The sequence below is a fragment of the Bradyrhizobium sp. ISRA464 genome, assembly GCF_029910095.1.
Lineage (GTDB): Bacteria > Pseudomonadota > Alphaproteobacteria > Rhizobiales > Xanthobacteraceae > Bradyrhizobium.
In genome coordinates this window covers 1,495,251-1,515,448 of record NZ_CP094526.1, presented here as the reverse complement: position 1 = coordinate 1,515,448, position 20,198 = coordinate 1,495,251, and the positions used below count along the sequence as shown (strand labels likewise).

At 63.2% G+C, this 20,198-nt stretch carries 20 protein-coding genes; 10 read left to right on the top strand and 10 right to left on the bottom strand.

Annotated features, from left to right (window positions below):
• The first annotated feature begins 17 nt into the window (after positions 1-17).
• Positions 18-1,385, top strand: coding sequence for an LLM class flavin-dependent oxidoreductase (locus tag MTX19_RS07110; protein WP_280983007.1), 1,368 nt, complete (start codon positions 18-20; stop codon positions 1,383-1,385).
• A gap of 12 nt (positions 1,386-1,397) precedes the next feature.
• Positions 1,398-2,183: a fumarylacetoacetate hydrolase family protein gene (locus MTX19_RS07105; protein ID WP_280983006.1), complete on the top strand. Its 786-nt coding sequence runs from the start codon at positions 1,398-1,400 to the stop codon at positions 2,181-2,183.
• A gap of 730 nt (positions 2,184-2,913) precedes the next feature.
• On the opposite strand, the gene MTX19_RS07100 is transcribed toward MTX19_RS07105, so the two are convergent.
• Complete coding sequence (locus MTX19_RS07100) at positions 2,914-3,438, bottom strand: DUF1127 domain-containing protein (protein ID WP_280985906.1); 525 nt, start codon at positions 3,436-3,438, stop codon at positions 2,914-2,916.
• 168 nt (positions 3,439-3,606) lie between these two features.
• On the opposite strand from MTX19_RS07100, the gene MTX19_RS07095 reads away from it, so the two are divergent.
• A complete protein-coding gene (locus MTX19_RS07095; RefSeq protein ID WP_280983004.1) occupies positions 3,607-5,154 on the top strand; it encodes a winged helix-turn-helix domain-containing tetratricopeptide repeat protein in 1,548 nt (515 codons plus the stop codon).
• Between the two features lie 155 nt (positions 5,155-5,309).
• Here MTX19_RS07095 and MTX19_RS07090 read toward each other — a convergent pair whose 3' ends face one another.
• Positions 5,310-6,230 (bottom strand): LysR family transcriptional regulator, encoded by a 921-nt coding sequence (locus MTX19_RS07090; protein WP_280983003.1) that lies wholly within the window; start codon positions 6,228-6,230, stop codon positions 5,310-5,312.
• A gap of 132 nt (positions 6,231-6,362) precedes the next feature.
• Here MTX19_RS07090 and MTX19_RS07085 point away from each other — a divergent pair, with 132 nt between their 5' ends.
• Positions 6,363-6,764 (top strand): hypothetical protein, encoded by a 402-nt coding sequence (locus tag MTX19_RS07085; RefSeq protein ID WP_280983002.1) that lies wholly within the window; start codon positions 6,363-6,365, stop codon positions 6,762-6,764.
• Positions 6,765-6,840: 76 nt separating this feature from the next.
• Positions 6,841-7,335: a hypothetical protein gene (locus MTX19_RS07080; protein WP_280983001.1), complete on the top strand. Its 495-nt coding sequence runs from the start codon at positions 6,841-6,843 to the stop codon at positions 7,333-7,335.
• A 116-nt stretch (positions 7,336-7,451) separates the two neighbouring features.
• Here MTX19_RS07080 and MTX19_RS07075 read toward each other — a convergent pair whose 3' ends face one another.
• Complete coding sequence (locus tag MTX19_RS07075; RefSeq protein WP_280975776.1) at positions 7,452-8,363, bottom strand: LysR family transcriptional regulator; 912 nt, start codon at positions 8,361-8,363, stop codon at positions 7,452-7,454.
• 142 nt (positions 8,364-8,505) lie between these two features.
• On the opposite strand from MTX19_RS07075, the gene MTX19_RS07070 reads away from it, so the two are divergent.
• The 3 genes from MTX19_RS07070 (at position 8,506) to MTX19_RS07060 (ending at position 12,001) form a co-directional block, all read left to right on the top strand.
• A complete protein-coding gene (locus tag MTX19_RS07070) occupies positions 8,506-9,654 on the top strand; it encodes an HlyD family secretion protein (protein WP_280983000.1) in 1,149 nt (382 codons plus the stop codon).
• 236 nt (positions 9,655-9,890) lie between these two features.
• Complete coding sequence (locus MTX19_RS07065; RefSeq protein ID WP_280985905.1) at positions 9,891-11,507, top strand: MDR family MFS transporter; 1,617 nt, start codon at positions 9,891-9,893, stop codon at positions 11,505-11,507.
• Positions 11,508-11,539: 32 nt separating this feature from the next.
• Positions 11,540-12,001 (top strand): carboxymuconolactone decarboxylase family protein, encoded by a 462-nt coding sequence (locus MTX19_RS07060; RefSeq protein WP_280982999.1) that lies wholly within the window; start codon positions 11,540-11,542, stop codon positions 11,999-12,001.
• Positions 12,002-12,118: 117 nt separating this feature from the next.
• On the opposite strand, the gene MTX19_RS07055 is transcribed toward MTX19_RS07060, so the two are convergent.
• From MTX19_RS07055 to MTX19_RS07025, 7 genes are all read right to left on the bottom strand, one after another.
• Entirely contained in the window at positions 12,119-12,979 is an 861-nt protein-coding gene (locus MTX19_RS07055; RefSeq protein WP_280982998.1) for a D-amino-acid transaminase, read from the bottom strand.
• 338 nt (positions 12,980-13,317) lie between these two features.
• Positions 13,318-14,049 (bottom strand): amino acid ABC transporter ATP-binding protein, encoded by a 732-nt coding sequence (locus MTX19_RS07050; RefSeq protein WP_280985904.1) that lies wholly within the window; start codon positions 14,047-14,049, stop codon positions 13,318-13,320.
• 244 nt (positions 14,050-14,293) lie between these two features.
• The gene (locus MTX19_RS07045; RefSeq protein WP_280982996.1) at positions 14,294-14,986 is read right to left on the bottom strand and encodes an ABC transporter permease subunit; all 693 of its coding nucleotides are present in this window, start codon (positions 14,984-14,986) and stop codon (positions 14,294-14,296) included.
• A gap of 2 nt (positions 14,987-14,988) precedes the next feature.
• Positions 14,989-15,720 carry an amino acid ABC transporter permease gene (locus MTX19_RS07040; protein WP_280982995.1) on the bottom strand — a complete coding sequence of 244 codons (732 nt, stop codon included), beginning with the start codon at positions 15,718-15,720 and terminating at the stop codon, positions 14,989-14,991.
• A gap of 295 nt (positions 15,721-16,015) precedes the next feature.
• Positions 16,016-16,927: an amino acid ABC transporter substrate-binding protein gene (locus tag MTX19_RS07035; protein WP_280982994.1), complete on the bottom strand. Its 912-nt coding sequence runs from the start codon at positions 16,925-16,927 to the stop codon at positions 16,016-16,018.
• A 29-nt stretch (positions 16,928-16,956) separates the two neighbouring features.
• Positions 16,957-17,805: an alpha/beta hydrolase gene (locus MTX19_RS07030; protein ID WP_280982993.1), complete on the bottom strand. Its 849-nt coding sequence runs from the start codon at positions 17,803-17,805 to the stop codon at positions 16,957-16,959.
• Positions 17,802-18,218 carry a hypothetical protein gene (locus MTX19_RS07025; RefSeq protein ID WP_280982992.1) on the bottom strand — a complete coding sequence of 139 codons (417 nt, stop codon included), beginning with the start codon at positions 18,216-18,218 and terminating at the stop codon, positions 17,802-17,804. Before MTX19_RS07025 ends, MTX19_RS07030 begins: the two co-directional genes overlap by 4 nt.
• 389 nt (positions 18,219-18,607) lie before the next feature.
• On the opposite strand from MTX19_RS07025, the gene MTX19_RS07020 reads away from it, so the two are divergent.
• Together MTX19_RS07020 and MTX19_RS07015 are read left to right on the top strand one after the other, a co-directional pair.
• Entirely contained in the window at positions 18,608-19,552 is a 945-nt protein-coding gene (locus tag MTX19_RS07020; RefSeq protein WP_280984715.1) for a tripartite tricarboxylate transporter substrate binding protein, read from the top strand.
• Between the two features lie 158 nt (positions 19,553-19,710).
• Positions 19,711-20,196: a tripartite tricarboxylate transporter TctB family protein gene (locus MTX19_RS07015; protein ID WP_280982991.1), complete on the top strand. Its 486-nt coding sequence runs from the start codon at positions 19,711-19,713 to the stop codon at positions 20,194-20,196.
• Positions 20,197-20,198: the final 2 nt, after the last annotated feature.

Here is a 20,198-nt window from a genome sequence, read left to right as displayed (position 1 = left end):
AAGCACAGGAGAATGACATGACACGGCAAATGGCGCTGGTTGGCTTCCTGCAGGCGCAGAACTGCACCAACCTGCCAAGCTCATGGCGCCACCCGGAGTCGCGCGACGATTCGATGTCGGCGGACTACTACCAGGAGATCGCGCGCATCCTGGAGCGCGGCAAATTCCACATGGCGTTCTTCGACGACCGGCTGGCGATGCCCGACCGCTACGGCAACGATCACGCGCACACCGTCGAATACGGCATCCGCTGCGTGAAGATGGACCCGATCGTGGTGCTGACCACGATGGGCATGGTCACCGAGAAGCTCGGCCTCGCCTCGACCTGCTCGACCACCTATTTCGAGCCGTTCGACGTCGCCCGCCGCTTCGCCACGCTCGACCTGATGACCAACGGCCGCGCCGCCTGGAACGTGGTCACCTCGGTCAATGACGGCGAAGCGCTCAACATGGGCAAGGAACATCATCTCGAGCACGATCTGCGCTATGACCGCGCCGACGAATTCATGGAGGTGGTGCTCGGCCACTGGGATTCCTGGGAAGACGGCTCGCTGATCATCGACAAGAAGAGCGGTCGCTTCGCCGATCCGACCAAGGTGAAGCGGCTCGACCACAAGGGCGCGTTCTTCACCTCGCGTGGCCCGTTCACCGTGCCGCGTTCGCCGCAGGGCCATCCCGTCGTCATCCAGGCCGGCGCGTCCGGCCGCGGCCAGCGCTTTGCCGGACGCTGGGGCGAGGTGATCTTCACCGCAGCGCGCAACCTCGCCAATGCCAAGCAGGGCTATGAGGCGATCAGGGGCGAAGCCGCCAAGGCCGGCCGCGATCCCGACCAGATGTTCCTTTGCAACCTGATCACACCGGTCACCGGCGCGACCAAGGCGGAGGCCGAGGACAGGATGGCTGTGATCCAGAAATTGCCGCTCGAGATCGACGCGCTGTCGCTGCTCGCCGAAGGCCTCAACTTCGATTTCGGCGCCAAGCCCATCGATGAGCCGCTGACGACGGAGGAACTGCAGGGCATGCAAGGCATGCTCGGCATCCGCGACGGCGTGCTGCGCACCTCCGGCAAGACCAATCCCTCGACCCGCGACTTCATCACCTTCTCCGGCCGCGGCCAAGTGCAGGACGCGATGGTCGGCGGCCCGAAGGAGATCGCCGACAGGCTGGAAGAGATGTTCGTCGGCCGCGGCTGCGACGGCTTCGTCGTCGCGGCGAGTTACGTGCCGGGCTCCTATGCCGACTTCGTCAACCATGTCGTGCCCGAGCTGCAGAAGCGCGGCCTGTTCCACAAGGACTATGCCGGCAAGACGCTGCGCGAGAATCTCGGCCTCAAGCGTCCCGCCGCCGGCGCCTGGAAGACCCGCCCGCAGGCCGCCGCGGAATAGAAGGACACCATCATGCGCTGGCTCAAATTCACCGCCGCAGGCAAGATGTCCTGGGGCCTCGTCGAGGGCGACACCGTCGCGACCGTCAACGGCGATCCGTTCGGCGAGTGGACCAAGACTTCGCAAACCCATGCGCTGAACGACGTGAAGATCGAGCTGCCGCTGATCCCGCGTACCTTCTACTGCGTCGGACTGAACTATTTGAAGCATCTCAAGGAAGCCGCCGACAAGGCCGGCACCGTGCCGAACGTCCCCGATCGTCCCGAGATCGGCTACCGTGCGCAGAACGCGCTGATCGCGCATGACGAGGATGTCGTGATCCCCGCCAGCGCGACCGAGAAGATCCATTACGAGGGCGAGCTCGTCGTCGTGATCGGCAAGAAGGCCAAGCATCTCACCGAAGCCAATGCGATGGACTGCGTGTTCGGCTACACCATCGGCAACGACGTCTCCGAGCGCACCTGGCAGAAGGCCGATCGCGGCCTGTGGCGCTCCAAGAACGCCGACACCTTCAAACCGATGGGCCCGTGGATCGAGACCGATGTCGATCTCGATCGGATGGAGACCGCGATCCGCGTCAACGGCAAGGAGACCGGCCGTTTCCACACCAACGAGATGATCTTCGGCATCGTGCCGTTCATCGTCGAGCTGACCAAATACTTCACGCTGTGGCCTGGCGACGTGATCTGGATGGGCACCGACGGCGCCTCGCCCGACCTCAAGCACGGCGATGTGGTGGAGATCGACATCACCGGCATCGGCACCCTGCGCAACCGCTTCGTGAAGGAGAGGGTGTGAGGCGCATAGTGTTCAATCCGTCATGCTGAGGTACTCGCGAAGCGAGCCTCGAAGGATGCACGGCCCGCTGGTGCCCGTCGTGCTTCGAGGCTCGCTCCGCTCGCACCTCAGCATGACGGTGATAGAGTTGTACTCGTCCATTTAACCGTCATTGCGGGCGAAGCGAAGCAATCCCTAATGCAGCATGCACGGCAGCATGGATTGCTTCGTCGCTTACGCTCCTCGCAATGACGGGGCGAGTTTCTGATTCAGATATCAAACAGCGGTAAAGATGCACGTCCGCATTCTCGCGGCGCTTTGCGTCCGAGCTTTGCATCTTCGTTCCGCCCTCTTTTGAGCAGAGGGCGCAGGGAAAGCCGGGTGCCGATCGCACCCATGGGTCCCGTGGAAATGGAAAGCACGGGAGGTAGGACCACAGGTGAAACCGGAGCAATCCCGGCTTTCCCTGCGCGATGGTTTTACGGCTTATACGTGCTCTCCCCGGCGAGACTGGGCTTGTTTGTCACCGTCATCCGCGAGACGCTTTTCGCGTCCTGGGAGTCGACACCTGCCACTAGGGCGTCGGAACCACACGACTTCACCGTCCGCTTCATGCGCACTCGTCAGTTGCGCAATCGGCGTCCACCGCATCCCAACCCAACACTCGTGACGATCGCGTAGCGCCCCTCAAGCGGGTGAGACCGGGGGATTGAACATCTGAGTTGGGTCAAGCATCAAGCGGAATATTTTCTTATAGGGAGATTGACAGGTTTTGCTGAGTTGCCCGTCGTGTCGAAGGTGCAACACTCGTCCATGACGACAGCGTCACCTGGAATTGAAGCGCGGACTCGTCAGCATGGCGCACGGCCCGATTGACGCCAAATGCCAAAGCAGGAGAGGATTCAGACAACGGCGTGTACTTAAGAAGGTCCGCTTCGAAGTCGCTTCGCTCGGCCGTGATCGACGGCTTTTGGACCCCTATCGGAAGTCGGGGGGGCCCAATTTGGCCGTCCACCGTTGGCAGGTATCGCAGCCATTCGCCGGATCGGATGCCTCGCGGGTCAATGCCGCGGTGAGAGGCAATGTAGTCAATCTCGCCGCGCGTCGCGCCGATGTCCATCAGCTCCCTGTCGCTTAAGTTGGACAACGAGCCACACAATTTTTGGCGTTCGCGATGCTCCTGAAAGGCATTCCAATATTTCCAGATGAAGCTGGCGAGATGCCGGGTCGATACGGATGTCCGGTCCAGCCACGTTGTGCCGTGCGTGACACTCATTGCGGTATCTCCTGGGACGATGTTTTTCACTGGCATGAGGGTGCCGCGAGATCGGCGGGGACGCTTGACCTGCCGCTTACATTTTCCTCACCGGCAGCTTATTCTTGCGATGTCCAGCGAGGCCAAAGCCCGGTTGTCGGGGGGCTCTCTTCCAGGGGGATTTGCGTCTTGCGCTATCTCTTCGAGGAGTACGCATTCGACACCGACCGGCGCGAGCTGCATCGCGGGGTGGACGTCGTCTCCGTCGCGCCGCAGGTGTTTGATCTGCTCGATTACCTGATCCGCAACAGGGAGCGCGTCGTCAGCAAAGACGACCTCATCAATGCCGTCTGGAACGGGCGCAGCGTTTCAGACGCAGCACTGACGACCCGGCTGAATGTCGCCCGAAGCGCAATCGGCGATTCCGGGGACGAACAGCGCCTGATCAAGACGTTACCGCGCAAGGGATTCCGTTTCGTCGGACAGGTGCAGGAGGCGCCGGAAGCTGCGGGTCTCAATCCCGGCGATCCGCCCGGGAGCGCTCCAGTGGTTCCCGACAAGCCCTCCATCGCCGTGCTGCCGTTCGAGAACATGAGCGGCGATCCCGAGCAGGAATATTTTGCTGACGGGATGGTCCAGGAGATCATCACCGCACTCTCCCGGTTCAGATCGCTGTTCGTCATCGCCCGCAATTCGAGCTTCACCTTCAAGGGCCGAGCGGTCGATATCAAGGAAGTCGGGCGCAGGCTTGGTGTGCGCTACATCCTTGAGGGATCAGTGCGCAAGGCTGCGGGGAAAGTCCGCATCGCGGGACAGTTGATCGAGGCGGTGACCGGCGCGCACATCTGGGCGGACAGGTTCGAGCGTGACCTGACTGATGTTTTCGCTCTCCAGGACGAAGTCACGGCCGCCGTTGTCTCAGCCATTCAGCCAAAATTGCTTCAAACCGAGATTGCGGCGGCGGCGCGGCGGCGACCGGAGAACCTCACCGCCTATGATTTTTATCTCCGGTCCGTGCAACAGTACTATACGACCCGCGAAGGGTTAGCCGAGTCGCTAAGGCTGGCTCATCGCGCTTTGGAACTTGACCCCCGGTTCGGCTATGTCGCCGCTGTCGCAGGTGCCCTTCACATGCAAAACGTCGTTTGGGGCTATGCTGACGATCCTCAATTCGACCGCAACGAAGCCATTCGGCTTTCTCGCCTGGCATTGAGCCTCGACGGTGGGGATCCGGAAACATTGGCTCTGGCTGCCACGACCTCGGCGTTCATGGTCGGCGACAGTGAAAGCGAGATCGAAATGGCTGACCGGGCGGTCGCGCTTAACCCAAATTCATTCTTCGCATGGAGCGGCAGAGGCCATGTCTATAGAATTGCGGGGCAGCCTGCGGAAGCAGTGCGGAGCTTTGAACGCGCCATTCGCATGAGCCCGGTAGACCCGCGGCTGAAGCAGGTGTTTGTTGGGATGGCGCTGGCCTTTATTGAACTTGGTCGTTTTGACGAGGCCATCGCCGCGGGGAAGAAAGCCCTGCGTCAGAACGCTCCCCTTTCGGCGGCTTACCGCTGTCTCGCGTCCGCTTTCGCCCATCATGGTCGGGACGCTGAGGCGCGTGACGCGGCCGCGCGGGTACTTGAGAGCGATCCAGCCTTCACAATATCGACGTGGGTCGCTCGGGGCGGACAATCAAACTCAAGGCTGCTGATCGAGGGTCTTCGCAAAGCGGGGTTGCCCGAATAAGCCCACAACTTGTTCCGGACGAGTGATCGAATACGAGGCGCAATTTGCTGCGATGCATGAGTCCGGAAGTGGCCCAAGACCGACATGAATGGAGTCGGCCGCAACGGCGTCTTTGAGGAGAGAAGCGGACCTTCGCGATTTTAGGAGCACACGTCCTAGCGTACAGCCTCCAGGCCGCCCTTCACGTGATCGATGAAGGCTCGCAGCTTCGGCATGATTTGCCGGTGGCTCGGATAATAGAGGAAGACGCCCGGCGTCATCGGCGCGAATTGCTCCAGCACGTGGACGAGTTTTCCGGTTTTCACGGCGCTGGCGGCAAGCGGTGCAGGCACTTGCGCAAGACCGATACCTTCGACCGCGGCGCCGAGCATCGTGGGAAAGTCGTGGGCGATGAAGGGTCCCGATACGGCAATCTCGATCGAACGACCGTTGTCATTGAGCAACCATGGCGCGAGTCCGCCGTTCGATCGTCGTAATCTCAAGCAGGCATGCTGGCGCAGATCGTCAGGGCATTCGGGCCGGCCGCGGCGGTCGAGATAGGCCGGGCTGCCGACGGTGACGAAAGGCAACGGCTTGGTCAGGCGCACCGCGACCATGTCGGGAGCAATGAACTGGCCCATTCTGATGCCGGCGTCAAAACCTTCGGCCGCGATGTCGACCAGTTCCTCGCTTGCGGCGAGTTCGACCTCGATCTCGGGAAACGCCCGGCAGAACGAGGCGATCAGCGGCTCCAGCAAGATCGGCACCACCGCGCGTGGCACGGTGAGACGCAACAGCCCGGCCGGTCGCTGTCCGAGTTCGCGCGCGGCCCCGCTCGCGGCGACCAATTCCTCGAACGCGGGCCTTGCGCGCGCAAGAAATCGTTCGCCGGCTTCAGTCAGGCCGACGCTGCGGGTCGTGCGAATGAAGAGCACGGCGCCGACCCGCGCCTCGAGGGCGCGTACCGCCTGACTGATTGCCGATGGCGTGACCCCGAGTTCGGCCGCCGCGCGGCGAAAGCTACGATGCTGGGCGACGCTAAGGAACGCCTCCACTCCGTCGAGCGCACCCTGCCGGACTGTGAAGTTCTGCTTCATGGCCCGTCAATATTATCGCGAATAGTCGCCCGCGGAAAGCCGTCTTACATCCGAGCTGCAAATGGACCGCGCCGCACGTGCGCTGACATTCGCAACATCACGACATCAGTCGTGCGCGGAGCAATGAGACCAATGAAAGCCATCCGTCACACCGTCTTGGCACTCACCCTCACCCTGACAGGCGCCACTTCCATGACCGCTTCATCCCTTGCCCAAACACAAGCCACGTCCCCCGCAACCACCGGCGTGATGGTCATTCTGACCGTCAAGCCGGGCATCACACGCGAACAGGTGATGGCGGTGATGCCGGACGAAATCCGGCAGACCGTGCAGCTCTATCTCAATGGCAAGGTTCGTGAATGGTATTCGCGGTCCGACGGGCGCGGAGCCGTCTTCCTGCTCGATGCCAAGGACGCCGCCGAGGCGCACGCGATCATGGATGGCCTGCCGCTGGCCAAGCAGAATCTTATCGACCACGAGTTCATCGCGGTCGGTCCGCTGCTGCCGCTCCGCCTGCTCGTCGCCAAGCCCTGAACGCCCGCCGAGGTCGAACCTGATCGACGGGTTCGACCTCCGCCGACCAAATGGACAATCACAAGGGAAGCCGACCGTGCCACCGACCTTCAATCTTCCATTCGTCCTCAGCGTCGCCGGAGCCTTCCTGGCAAGTTCGGTAGTGGCCACCACCTACGTCTGGCCCGCGATCAGCGCAATGCCGTATTACGACGCCCTGAGACTTCTCGCAGCTTTCCATGCGTTCAGGTTCTTGGGGATGAACTTCATGGTAGCCGGGTTCGTGTCTCCAAAGTTGAGCTCGGATTTCGCCAGCAAGATCGGATGGGGTGATCTTATCGCGGCTGTTCTCGCGCTCCTTTCGATGGCGGCACTCTCCTGGCGCTGGTCAATCGCCATTCCGCTGGTCTGGATATTCAACATCTGGGGCACGCTGGATCTTCTGAACGCCTACTACATGGGTGTAACGAAGATCCGGGATCCCAGCCTCTTCGGCGCCGGCATTTACATTCCGGCGCTCTATGTGCCACTGCTGCTGGTCAGCCACGTCCTTGTCTTCATGATCCTGTTGAGGCCCGGGCCTGCAGCGTAGGACGGGCGCGTCTCGAAGGATGCACGGCCAACAGCTGGGCCGTCGTGGTTCGAGACGACCGCTACGCGGTCTCCTCAGCATGACGGAGGTGAACTTGAGCGCGAGGTTCTTTCCCGTCACGAATATGGATTGATCAGCTTCTGCTGCTCGGTGGCGTGGTGCACGAGGAGGTCGATGAAGGTCCGCACCTTCGCCGACAAATGATGGCGATGCGGATAGACCGCGTTCATCGTGAACTCGACCGGCCGGTATTCGGGCAGCAGGCGGACCAGCTGCCCCGACTCGAGCTCGTCGCGGACGAGGAAGCCCGCGGCGAGGAAGACGCCGACGCCGGCCAGCGCGGCGAGCTTCAGCGTTTCGCCGCTGTTGGCGACCAGATTGCCGGAAACCCGCACCGACGCCGGCGTGCCCTTGCGGTCGACGAAGTGCCAGTCGTCGCCGTAGGGATAGTTGGCGTGGCGGATGCAATTGCGCGCCGCGAGATCGGCGAGTTGCTCGGGCTTGCCGTGCTGCTCGACATAGCCGTGCGAGCAGCACAGCACGTGGCGCCAGGTGGCGATGCTGCGCACGATCAGGCTGGAGTCGGGCGGCGGGATCATGCGCACCGCGAGATCGAAATTCTCGTCGATCAGATCGACGTTGCGCTCGCCGATCGCGAGGTCGACCTTGACCTCGGGATAAGTCGCCAGGAATTCGGCGACCGCGGGCGACAGGAACTGGACGATGTGGGTGTTGGTGTAGATGCGCAGCGTGCCGCGCGGCACCGACTGCAGCGCGCCCGCGATGTCGTCGGCCTGCTCGATGTCGGCGAGGATCTGGACGCAGCGGTCGTAATAGGTCTGACCGACCTCGGTCAGGCTGACCTTGCGCGTGGTGCGATTGAGCAGCCGCACGCCGAGCCGGTCCTCCAGCGACTGGACGTGGTTGCTCACCATGGTGGTGGACATGTTGAGCTTGCGGCCGGCCGCGGAAAAGCCGCCGGAATCCACGACCCGGACGAAGGCGGTCAGACTGGTCAGGCGATCCATTTGGCAAGGCCCGGATTGTTCGCGCTGGCTTGATAATGCTTCCAGTTTTATCGGGATTATCACAGCGGGGAGAACATTGCATCTAAAGGCCGGAACCCGGCGCCCTCGGCCCGAGGACGCGCGCATCGATCCGGAGGATGCCATGTCGACCGCTAGCTATGTCTCTGACGAAACTACCAAAACCGACCTACGCCCGTCGCGGAGAGCGATCAAGCGGGCGGCGCTTGCGCTGGCAGCGGCGCTCGGCATCGCCGCCGCCGGCGATTTTGGTTACGGCTACATCACGACCGGCCGCTACCTCGAATCGACCGATGACGCCTATGTGAAGGCGGACTCCACGATCATCGCGCCGAAAGTGTCGGGTTACATCGCGCAGGTGCTGGTCACCGACAACCAGCCGGTGAAGGCCGGGCAGTTGCTGGCCCGGATCGACGACCGCGATTACCGCGCCGCGCTCAACCAGGCCAAGGCCGATGTTGCCGCGGCCGAAGCGTCGGTGCGCAACATCGACGCGCAGCTCGCTTTGCAGCAGCCGGTCATCGAGCAGGGCAAGGCCGATGTCACCGCCGCCGAAGCCAATCTGAAATTCGCCCAGGAAGAGCGCGCCCGTTACGACGACCTGATGAAGACGGGCTCCGGCACCGTGCAGCGCGCGCAACAGAGCGACGCGGCGCTGCGCTCCAGCACCGCGCAATTGCAGGGCGCGAAGTCCGGACTAGCAGCGGCCGAGCGCAAGGTCGACGTGCTGTCCACGCAGCGCGCCCAGGCCATGGCGCAGGTCGACCGGGCCCGCGCAGTCGAGCAGCAGGCGGAGCTGAACCTGTCCTACACGCAGATCACCGCGCCGGTCGACGGCACGGTCGGGGCCCGCACCCTGCGCGTCGGCCAGTATGTGCAGGCCGGCACGCAGCTGATGGCGGTGGTGCCGCTCGATGCAGTCTATGTGGTCGCCAATTTCAAGGAGACCCAGCTCACCCATGTGCGCAACGGCCAGCCGGTCGAACTCACCGTCGACAGCTTCCGCAACACGACGCTGAAGGGCCATGTCGACAGCCTGTCGCCGGCGAGCGGGCTCGAGTTCGCACTGCTGCCGCCCGACAACGCCACCGGCAACTTCACCAAGATCGTGCAGCGCGTGCCGGTCAAGATCGTGCTGGACGACAACAAGCTTGCCGGTCTGTTGCGCCCCGGCATGTCGGCGATCCCAACCGTCAACACCAAGGCGACGGTGCTCGCCGAGCGTGAGGCTCGCAAGCATGTCGCCGCGGCGGCGCGTGGCAACGGCGGCTAGAGCCGCAGCGCGACCGACCGTTCGCTCAGCTCCTTCGCCAACATCACAGGCGGCTGTGCTCCTCCCCCTCGTGAGAGGAAGCGCCGCGGCGCGCGTACCGCACAACGGATCGAGACGACGGCCGCGTATCGACGACCCGATTATCAATCTTGAACGGACAATCCTTCCAGCATTTCTTCGATTATCGAAACCAGCCGCCTAATGCATGCTTCATGAGCAAACAAGGAACGATCCCGATGACCGCGCTCCAGCCCGCACTCAATGCAGGCAACGCTGCCGACCTCAATACCCCCGCAACGCCGGCGACGCCTGCGGTCCCAGCACGCACCTGGATCGCGGTGGTCGGTGCCAACCTCGGCGCCTTCATGGCGGTGCTCAACATCCAGATCGTCAACGCCTCGCTTGCCGATGTGCAGGGCGCGATTGGCGCCGGCATCGATGACGGCGGCTGGATCTCGACCTCCTATTTGATCGCCGAGATCATCGTGATCCCCCTGAGCGGCTGGCTCGCGCAGGTGTTCTCGGTGCGCAAATATCTGCTCGTCAACGCGTTGCTGTTCCTGGTGTTCTCGGCGGCGTGCGCGCTGGCGCAGGACCTGCCGCAGATGATCGCGCTGCGCGCCGTGCAGGGCTTCACCGGCGGCGTGCTGATCCCGATGGCGTTTACGCTGATCATCACGCTGCTGCCGAAAGCGAAGCAGCCGATCGGGTTAGCGCTGTTCGCGCTGTCGGCGACGTTTGCGCCCGCGATCGGCCCGACCATCGGCGGTTACCTGACCGAGAACTGGGGCTGGCAGTACATCTTCTATGTCAACCTGGTGCCCGGCGCGATCATGATCGGCATGCTGTATGTCTCGCTCGACTCGAGCCCGATGAAGCTGTCGCTGCTCGCGAAGGGCGACTGGCCCGGCATCATCACCATGGCGATCGGCCTCGCCGCGTTGCAGACCGTGCTCGAGGAAGGCAACAAGGACGACTGGTTCGGTTCGCCGTTCATCGTCAGGCTGTCGGTGATCGCAGCCGTCGCGCTGACCGCCTTCCTGGTGATCGAGCTCACCGTCGAGAAGCCGCTGCTCAATCTGCGCTTGCTCGTCCGCCGCAATTTCGGCTTCGGAATGCTCGCGAACTTCCTGCTCGGCATTGCGCTGTACGGCTCGGTGTTCATCCTGCCGCAGTATCTGTCGCGCATCCAGGGCTACAATGCCGAGCAGATCGGCATGGTGCTGGCCTGGACCGGGCTGCCGCAGCTCATGCTGATCCCGCTGGTGCCGCGGCTGATGCAGCGCTTCGACCCCCGCATCCTGATCGCCGTCGGCTTCGCGCTGTTCGCCGGCTCCAACTTCATGAACATCACCATGACCAACGACTACGCCACCGATCAACTGTTCTGGCCGAACATCGTTCGCGCGGTCGGCCAGGCGCTGGTGATGGCCCCGCTGTCCGCGGTTGCGACCTCGGGCATCGAGCCGGAGAACGCCGGTTCCGCCTCCGGCCTGTTCAACATGATGCGCAATCTCGGCGGCGCCGTCGGCATTGCACTGTTGCAGACGTTGCTGACCAAGCGCGAGCAGTTTCACTCCAACGTGCTGAGCGAGCCGGTCTCGTTGTTCGAGCAGGCCACCCGCGCGCGGATCGCGCAACTCACCCAGTACTTCATGAGCCACGGTGTCGCCAACCAGGCGGATGCCACCAGCCGCGCGATCGTCGCAATCGGCAAGATCGTGCAGAAGCAGTCCTTCATCCTTGCCTTCAGCGACACCTTCTATCTGCTTGGCGTCGCCCTGATCGTCGCGCTGATCGCGGGACTGTTCCTGAAGAAGCCCGGCCATCTTGCCGATGGCGGAGCACACTAGACATCAATCCCCAACCGAAACGGAGAACGACCATGAAGCCCCGCATGAACTTCTACCAGGCCGCACCGGAGACGATCAAAGCGCTGGTCGCGGTGGAAAACCAGATCAGTGCAAGCGGTCTCGAGCAGTCGCTGATCGAGCTGGTCAAGACCCGCGCGTCCCAAATTAACGGCTGCGCCTACTGCATCAACATGCACACCGAGGACGCGCGCAAGCATGGCGAGACCGAGCAGCGGCTCTATTTGCTCAACGCTTGGCGCGAGTCGCCGCTCTACAGCGAGCGCGAGCGCGCGGCACTGGCCTGGACCGAGGCACTGACCCTGATCTCGGAAACGCACGCACCCGACACCGACTACGAGGCCGTCCGCGCGCACTTCTCCGAGACGGAATTGGTGAACCTGACCGCGCTGATCGGCACGATCAACGCCTGGAACCGGATCGCGATCGGCTTCCGCGCCGTACATCCGGTGAAGGTGAAGGTCGCGGCGGCGTAAGGCACGGCGCCAATCACGCATCATTCTCGTCATGCGCGGGCTTGACCCGCGCATCCATCGACAAGAATGATCTCTCGAAGCGAGATGGATTGCCGGGTCAAGCCCGGCAATGACAGATCACACCGCCGTCGCCTTGGCGAACTCGACATAGATCTCGCGCAGGCGGTCGGTCATCGGGCCGACCTTGCCGCTGCCGACCTTCTTGCCGTCGATCGCGACCACGCCCTGGACGAACACCGACGCGCTGGTGATGAAGGCTTCCTTGGCAGCGAGCGCCTCCTCCACCGTGAAGGCGCGCTCCTCGATGCGGAGCTGGTGCTCCTCGGCGAGCTTGACCACCGCCTTGCGCGTGCAGCCGGGCAGGATCTCGTTGCCGTTCTGCCGCGTCACGATGACGTCGTCCTTCGTGACGATGAAGGCGGACGACGAGCCTCCCTCGGTGACCTTGCCGTCCTCGATCATCCAGGCCTCGCCGGCGCCGGCTTCGGCCGCGGCCTGCTTGGCCAGCACCTGCGCCAGCAGCGCCACGCTCTTGATGTCGCGCCGCGTCCAGCGGATGTCGGGCACGGTGATGACGTTGATGCCGGTCTTCGCCGACGGCGCGTTGATGATGTCCTTCTCGGAAGTGAACATGATCAGGGTCGGCTTGACGTCCGCCTTCGGGAAGGCGAAATCGCGGCCTTTGTCGGCGCCACGGGTCACCTCGAGATAGACCATGCCGTTGACGAGGTTGTTGCGCTTGACCAGTTCCTTCTGGATCTCCTCGATCCGCGCCAGGCTCTCCGGCAGCGCGAGCTTGATCTCGCCGACCGAACGCTCCAGCCGCGCCAGGTGCGAGGCGTTGTCGATCAGCTTGCCGTCGAGCACCGCGGCCACCTCGTAGATGCCGTCGGCGAACAGGAATCCGCGGTCGAAGACCGAGACCTTGGCCTCCGAATGCGGCACGAACGAGCCGTTGACGTAAGCGATCTTTTCCAAGCGAGTTCTCCTGCGGACGGGACGCGAATTTTGCCCCTTCCTATACGCAAATTGTTAACGCGGATAAACCCCGCAGCCCGTCCTTCCGGGGCGATGCGCAGCATCGAAGCTGGAATTCCGAGATTCCCCAGAGCGCAGTTATGCCCCTCAGGTTAGCTCTCCGAGGCAGCCTGAATGACCGGTCTGGCGAGCCGTCATTGCGAGGAGCGATAGCGACGAAGCAATCCATCGAGCCGCCCGCGCGGCTCGATGGATTGCTTCGCGGAGCCTGTCATAGGGCGCGCATTCACGCGACCCGTTGGCTCGCAATTGACGGGGATAGGGCCGGTACCCGGTCCTCAGTGTTGCAGGATCTTCGACAGGAATTTCTGCGCCCGGTCGCTGCGCGGCTTGCCGAAGAAATCGGTCTTCTTGGCATCTTCCACGATCTCGCCGAGGTCCATGAAGATCACGCGGTCGGCGACCTTGTTGGCAAAGCCCATTTCGTGAGTGACCACCATCATGGTCATGCCGTCGCGGGCGAGGTCGACCATCACGTCGAGCACCTCGCTGATCATCTCGGGATCAAGCGCCGAGGTCGGCTCGTCGAACAGCATGGCGATCGGATCCATCGCAAGCGCACGGGCGATCGCGACGCGCTGCTGCTGGCCGCCCGACAGCTGGGCCGGAAACTTGGCCGCGTGCTCCGTCAGCCCGACGCGATCGAGCAGCTTCTTGCCCTTGGCGACAGCGTCGTCATGCTTGCGGCCCAGCACCTTCTCCTGCGCGAGGCAGAGATTGTCGATGATCCGCAAGTGCGGGAACAGCTCGAAATGCTGGAACACCATGCCGACGCGCGAGCGCAGCTTCGGCAGGTCGGTCTTGGGATCGTTGACCTTGACGCCGTCAAGGATGATCTCGCCGCCCTGGATCGGCTCGAGCGCGTTGACGCATTTGATCAGGGTCGACTTGCCCGAACCGGACGGGCCGCAAACCACGACGACCTCGCCCTTGGCGACGCTGGTGGTGCAGTCCTTCAACGCCTGGAAGCTCGGCCCGTACCATTTGTTGACGTGATTGATCTCGATCATTCGGTTCTCATCAGCCGCAGCGGCAAGGGTTCACCTCTCCCTTTGGGAGAGGCATAGGCCGCCTTCGGCGGCCGTGGTGTGAAAGGACGCCGAAGCGAAGCTTCGGCTTTGGCACAGCGCCGGGTGAGGGGTGACGGTCTATCGATGGAGCGATACCCCTCACTCGGATCGCTGACGCGATCCGACCTCTCCCCTGTGGAGAGGTGAAGAGCACCGCTGTCGGAATTTTGGCGAGCATCGTCAACTACCGCACAATTGCAATACGCGCCTGCAGGCGACGGACGGCAACGGACGCGACACTGGAAATGACAAAGTAGACCAGCGCCGCAAACAGGTACATCTCGACCAGACGGCCGTCGCGCTGCGCGACCTTGCTGGCGGCGCCGAGGAAATCGGTGATCGACAGCACATAGACCAGCGAGGTGTCCTGGAACAGGACGATCGTTTGCGTCAGCAGCACCGGCAGCATGTTGCGGAACGCCTGCGGCAGCACGACGTAGCGCATGGTCTGGCCGTAGGTTAGACCGAGCGCGCTGGCCGCGGCCGGCTGGCCCTTCGAGATCGACTGGATGCCGGCACGCATGATCTCGGAGAAATACGCCGCCTCGAACATGACGAAGGTGATCAGCGAAGAGGCGAAAGCGCCGACCGAGATCGGCCGCGACGCGTCGGTCAACCACTGCCCGATATAGGGCACCAGAAAGTAGAACCAGAAGATGACGAGCACCAGCGGCAGCGAGCGCATGAAGTCGACATAGATGCCAGCGATACGCGCGAGCAGCCGGTAGCCGGACAGCCGCATCAGGGCGATCAGCGTGCCGAACACCAGGCCACCGAGTGCGGCGAGCGCGGTGAGCGTCAGCGTGAACCGCATGCCCTCGAAGAACAAATAGGGCAGCGCGCGGCGGATGACATCGAAATCGAAACTGCCGATCATCGTCATTTCCCCGCGATATAGCCAGGGATCGCCACGCGGCGCTCGAGGAAGCGCATCGCGGTCACCACCACGAAATTGAGCAGGAGGTAGAGCACGGTCGCCGCCGTGAACGCCTCGAACACCTGGAAGGAGAACTCCTGCATCGAGCGCGCCTCGCCGGTCAGCTCCAGCAGGCCGATGGTGATGGCCACCGCGCTGTTCTTGATGGTGTTGAGGAATTCGGAGGTCAGCGGCGGCAGGACGATGCGGAACGCCATCGGCAGCAGCACGTAGCGATAGGTCTGCACCGTGGTCAGTCCGAGCGCGGTCGCGGCCTGACTCTGTCCGCGCGGCAGTGAGGAGATGCCGGCCTGCAACTGCACGGCGACGCGCGCCGACATGAACAGACCGACGCCGACCGCAGCGGTCCAGAACGGCGCGTTGGGCAGTTGCTTCAGCCACAGCCCGGCGGACTTCGGCAGCAGCTCCGGCAGCACGAAGAACCACAGGAAGAGCTGCACGAGCAGCGGCATGTTGCGGAAGAATTCGACGTAGGCGAAACCGATCCACGACGCCGTCCGCGACGGCAGCGTGCGCATCACGCCGATCGCGGAGCCGGTGATCAGCGCGATGATCCAGGCGAGCAGCGACACCTTGACGGTGACCACCAATCCCGCCAGCAACAGGTCGAGATAGGTGCCGGTCCCCATCGGGTTCGGCTCAAGAAAGATATGCCAGTTCCAATTATAGTTCACGGGTCCCCCGCGTCACCGCGCCGATCGCATTACGTCAACTTCCAGCATGACGTCTATGCAAATGTCCGGCCATTCTCCTCCAAAAATGGCTGGACTTGCGCATCTCTTTCTCTCTGCCTCGCCCCGCTTGCGGGAGAGGCCGGATTGCATCGTGAGATGCAATCCGGGTGAGGGGGCCCTCCGCGAGTTCAGCTTCCACTGCCTCTGTGGAGCGAGCCCCTCACCCTGACCCTCTAAGAGCGAGCTTTGCTCGTCTCGACCCCGCGGAAGAGCGGGGAGAGGGCTCTTCGTCAGGTTACTTGTACGAATCCGGATCGGGCGAGTCGGACGGCTTGGCGAATTCGTGCGCCAGCTCCGGCCCCATCGGCACGTTGAGGTTCAGGCCCTTCGGCGGAATCTTCTGGGTGAACCACTTGTCGTAGATCTTCTTGCCCTCGCCGCTGGTGTAGAGCGCGGCGGTCGCGGCGTCGACGACCTTCTTGAAGGGCGCGTCGTCCTTGCGCAGCATGATGCCGTAGGGCTCCGGCTTGGAGAACGCATCCTTGGAAATGACGTAGTCGTCCGGCGACTTCGAGCCGGCCACGAGGCTCGCCAGCAGGATGTCGTCCATCACGAAGGCCGCCGCGCGGTCGGTCTCGACCATCAGGAAGGCTTCGGCGTGATCCTTGGCCGGAATGATGTTGACGCCGAGTTTGCGCGCGACATTGGCTTCGGTGAGCTGCTTGATGTTGGTGGTGCCGGCGGTCGAGACGACCGTCTTGCCCTTCAGATCGTCAATCGAGTTGATCTTGCTCGCCTTCTTGGTGACGTAGCGGCTCGCGGTCAGGAAGTGGGTGTTGGTGAACCAGACCTGCTTCTCGCGCTCGGCATTGTTGGTGGTCGAGCCGCATTCGAGATCGACGGTGCCGTTGGCCATCAGCGGAATGCGCGTGGCCGACGTCACCGGGGTGAGCTTGATCTCGATCTTGTCGAGCTTCAGCTCCTTCTTCACGGCATCGACGATCTTGTAGCAGATGTCCATGGCGTAGCCGATGGGCTTCTGGTTGTCGTCGAGATAGGAGAAGGGAATCGAGGAATCGCGGTAGCCGAGCGTGATGGCGCCGGTGTCCTTGATGTTCTTCAGCGTGCCGGTCAGCTCCCCGGCCTGTGCCTGGCCCGCGCCAAGCGCGGCGGCGAGCGCGAAGCCGATCAGGAAATTGCGTGTCATACGTTTACTCCTTGCATGAAAACCGTCGATTATTGCGCGAGGATCTCGGCGAGGACGGGTGCGATATAGCGGCGAAACTGTTCGGGATTCTCGCTCATCGGGAAATGACCGAGCTTCTCCATGATCGTGACGCTGGCGCCCCCTATTGCCGCTGCCGTCCGCCTCGTGTCCTCAGGCGTGCAGGAGAAATCATACTCGCCTGTGAGCAGATAGAGCTTGCATACTTTAGTATCGATTGACCCGACCCGGCCCCGCAGGTCGCCGTCGACGCGATAGAAGTAAAGGTCGCCCTTGAACACGCCGGGACCGCCCTGCTTGTAGGCCCAGAGCGTTTCCATCCGGGCGTCTTGCGGGCTCTGCGGGGCGATCAGCCCCGACACCAGTGCGGCGCAAACCTCGCCGCCATGAACGTCGGGGCGGTTCAGCCACGCCGTGTCATACCAGGGCGCCTGGAAGTCGGCGGCCTCCAATCCGATCAGCGCGCGGAACTCGCCCGCATGTTCGATCGCTAGGTTGAGCACGATGCGGCCGCCGATCGAGCAGCCCATCACCACCGGCCTCTCCAGCTTCAGCGCGCGGCAGAACGCGCGGATCGTCTCGGTGTAGCGCGCGGTGGTGAGCTGATATTCATCGCCGGTCCAGCTTGACGGCGGATTCGACTTGCCATGCCAGGGCATATCGAAGGCAATGATGCGAAAATTTTTGGCAAACTCGGCATCAGTGAGCAGGTGCCGCCATTGCCGCGCGTCGGACCCTGCCGTGTGCAGGCAGACCAACGGGATGCCGGCCCCGTTCTCCTCGAAATAGACGCGGTGCAGCTCGCCGCCGATCTCGACATGAACGTAGCGGCCGATCATCGGCTCGATATCGCCGTTCATGACGCGGCCGCCTCGGCATGCGCCCGCGGCAGCGCGAGCAGATCCTTGAAATACTGCAGATGCGTCATGAAGGGGTGCAGGTCGCCTTCCAGCACGGCCTCGCCGCGCTTGGTCAGCGCCAGCAGATCGTGCCAGCCGGGCTTCGGCTCGGCCTGCCAATGCGCCGCCCAAGCCTGCGGTGTCGCGCGATAGGAAAAGCGCCAGGAGCGCATCAGGACCGGTGCCGGCGTGAGCTCGACGATCCGCCCGCCACGGATCGTGACGTAGAAGGGATGCTCCATCGGGCCGAGGCGGCAGTCGCAATCGAGCAGCCGGCCGCGGGCGATCAGCGCCGGCGCCTGGTCGAGCAGCGCGGGCAGGCCGGCAAACGCGCGGATCACGGCGTCGTCGGTGGCGTCAGGCGATGGCGTCATCTGTCGAGCAGGGTTCCTGCGGTGAGCCGGGCCATGATGACCGGAAGCGCCTGATGCCGCAAGGCGGCGATCCCCCTGGGTTCCCATCATTATCCACTTGACCAAACGCGGCGCGCGCATCGGCGCAGACAGATAAATGGCCGCGGCTGCCGCCACACGCCACCAGTCTGCCGGACCAACCACCGGCGAATTCCGTCTCTCGGCAGGTTGCGACAGGCCAATTGTCGCATGTGGGGCATTGGCTCTTCCGTTGTGCGCTCCGTTCTGTCCAATGCGATTTCACGTCCCTTGCCACGACGCGGGGAAGATCGACGCCAACGCAAAGACCGGGTCGCGAAACGCAACGCGGCCGCAAGGGAGAGATCGAGATGTCCCACCGCAATCGCTTGATGGTCCCGCTCGCCGCCGCCGGCATGCTTGTGTCGGCCGCAGCGCACGCACAGGATTATCCGACCAAGCCGATCACGCTGATCGTGCCCTGGCCGGCAGGCGGCTCGACCGACATCTCGATGCGCGCGATTGCCGAGAGCGCGTCGAAGGTGCTGGGCCAGCCGATCGCGGTCGACAACAAGGCGGGCGGCGGCGGCACCGTGGGCCCGGCGACGATGGCCGCGACCGCGAAGCCCGACGGCTACACCATCGCGCAGATCCCGATCACCGTGTTCCGCCTGCCCTTGATGCAGGAGGTGTCCTGGGATCCGGCGAAGGATTTCTCCTACATCATCCATCTCACCGGCTACACGTTCGGCGTCACCACCAATGCAGAATCGCAGTTCAAGACCTGGCAGGACGTGGTCGACTTCGCCAAGAAGAATCCCGGCAAGGTGACCTATGCGACGCCGGGGACCGGGACCTCGCTGCATGTCGGCATGGAGCAGATCGCGGCCAAGGCCGGCATTAAGCTGACCCAGGTGCCGTTCAAGGGCGGCGCCGAGACCAACGCCGCGGTGCTCGGCCAGCACACCATGCTGCAGGCCGATTCCACCGGCTGGCGGCCGCTGGTCGATGCCGGCAAGCTCAGGCTGTTGATGGTGTGGACCGACACGCGCTCGCCGAACTACCCCGACGTGCCGACGCTGAAGGAGCTCGGCTACTCGATGGTCTACGACTCGCCGTTCGGCATCGCCGGGCCGAAAGGCATGGACCCCAAGATCGTCGCCAAGCTGCACGACGCCTTCAAGAAGGCGATCAACGATCCCGCCGTGATCGCGACGCTCGCCAGATACGACATGGTGCCGAACTACAAGAACACCGAGGACTACAAGAAGTTCGTGGTGGAGGTCACCGAGTCCGAGCGCAAGGTGATCGACGCGCTCGGGCTGGGGAAGAAGTAGCCGGAATTGCCGACAAGCCCCGTCCGTCGTTTTCCGTCATTGCGAGGAGCAAAGCGACGAAGCAATCCATTTTTCGGCGCGCTCGGCGACAATGGATTGCTTCGCTTCGCTCGCAATGACGACTTGGATAGACAAAACGATATCCGAAAGCACCTGATATGAACGATCCAACCAACGTCAAACTCCGTCTCAGCAATTCCGAGCTCTGGGGTGGGCTGATCGGGCTTGCACTCGGCGCGTTCGTGATCTGGTCGGGGCTGAAGCTGAAGCTCGGCACCATCAACGATCCCGGCTCCGGCTATGTGCTGTTCTACACCGGCATCCTGATGTGCGCGTTCGCGGTCTCGATCATCGTCGCCGCCGTCACCGAGGGCGGCGCGACCTTCGCCTCGCGCTGGAAGAACGTGCGCTGGGGCAAGCCGATTGTCGTTATCGTCTGCCTGACCGCGTTCGCCGTTGCGCTGGAGCCGCTCGGCTTCCTGTTGTCCGCGATCCCGCTGATGCTGTTGCTGCTGCGCCTGATCGATCCGGTGCGCTGGTCGCTGGCGATCCCGATCGCGATCCTTGCCCCGCTCGGCATGTGGTGGGTGCTGAAGCATCTGCTCGCGATCCAGTTGCCGAGCGGCATGTTCGAGATCGGCTGAGG

Coding starts and splice junctions, on each gene's coding strand:
- MTX19_RS07110 (WP_280983007.1), top strand. CDS start 18: ATGACACGGCAAATGGCGCTGGTTGGCTTCCTGCAGGCGCAGAACTGC.
- MTX19_RS07105 (WP_280983006.1), top strand. CDS start 1,398: ATGCGCTGGCTCAAATTCACCGCCGCAGGCAAGATGTCCTGGGGCCTC.
- MTX19_RS07100 (WP_280985906.1), bottom strand. CDS start 3,438: ATGAGTGTCACGCACGGCACAACGTGGCTGGACCGGACATCCGTATCG.
- MTX19_RS07090 (WP_280983003.1), bottom strand. CDS start 6,230: ATGAAGCAGAACTTCACAGTCCGGCAGGGTGCGCTCGACGGAGTGGAG.
- MTX19_RS07085 (WP_280983002.1), top strand. CDS start 6,363: ATGAAAGCCATCCGTCACACCGTCTTGGCACTCACCCTCACCCTGACA.
- MTX19_RS07075 (WP_280975776.1), bottom strand. CDS start 8,363: ATGGATCGCCTGACCAGTCTGACCGCCTTCGTCCGGGTCGTGGATTCC.
- MTX19_RS07070 (WP_280983000.1), top strand. CDS start 8,506: ATGTCGACCGCTAGCTATGTCTCTGACGAAACTACCAAAACCGACCTA.
- MTX19_RS07065 (WP_280985905.1), top strand. CDS start 9,891: ATGACCGCGCTCCAGCCCGCACTCAATGCAGGCAACGCTGCCGACCTC.
- MTX19_RS07060 (WP_280982999.1), top strand. CDS start 11,540: ATGAAGCCCCGCATGAACTTCTACCAGGCCGCACCGGAGACGATCAAA.
- MTX19_RS07050 (WP_280985904.1), bottom strand. CDS start 14,049: ATGATCGAGATCAATCACGTCAACAAATGGTACGGGCCGAGCTTCCAG.
- MTX19_RS07045 (WP_280982996.1), bottom strand. CDS start 14,986: ATGATCGGCAGTTTCGATTTCGATGTCATCCGCCGCGCGCTGCCCTAT.
- MTX19_RS07035 (WP_280982994.1), bottom strand. CDS start 16,927: ATGACACGCAATTTCCTGATCGGCTTCGCGCTCGCCGCCGCGCTTGGC.
- MTX19_RS07030 (WP_280982993.1), bottom strand. CDS start 17,805: ATGAACGGCGATATCGAGCCGATGATCGGCCGCTACGTTCATGTCGAG.
- MTX19_RS07025 (WP_280982992.1), bottom strand. CDS start 18,218: ATGACGCCATCGCCTGACGCCACCGACGACGCCGTGATCCGCGCGTTT.
- MTX19_RS07020 (WP_280984715.1), top strand. CDS start 18,608: ATGGTCCCGCTCGCCGCCGCCGGCATGCTTGTGTCGGCCGCAGCGCAC.
- MTX19_RS07015 (WP_280982991.1), top strand. CDS start 19,711: ATGAACGATCCAACCAACGTCAAACTCCGTCTCAGCAATTCCGAGCTC.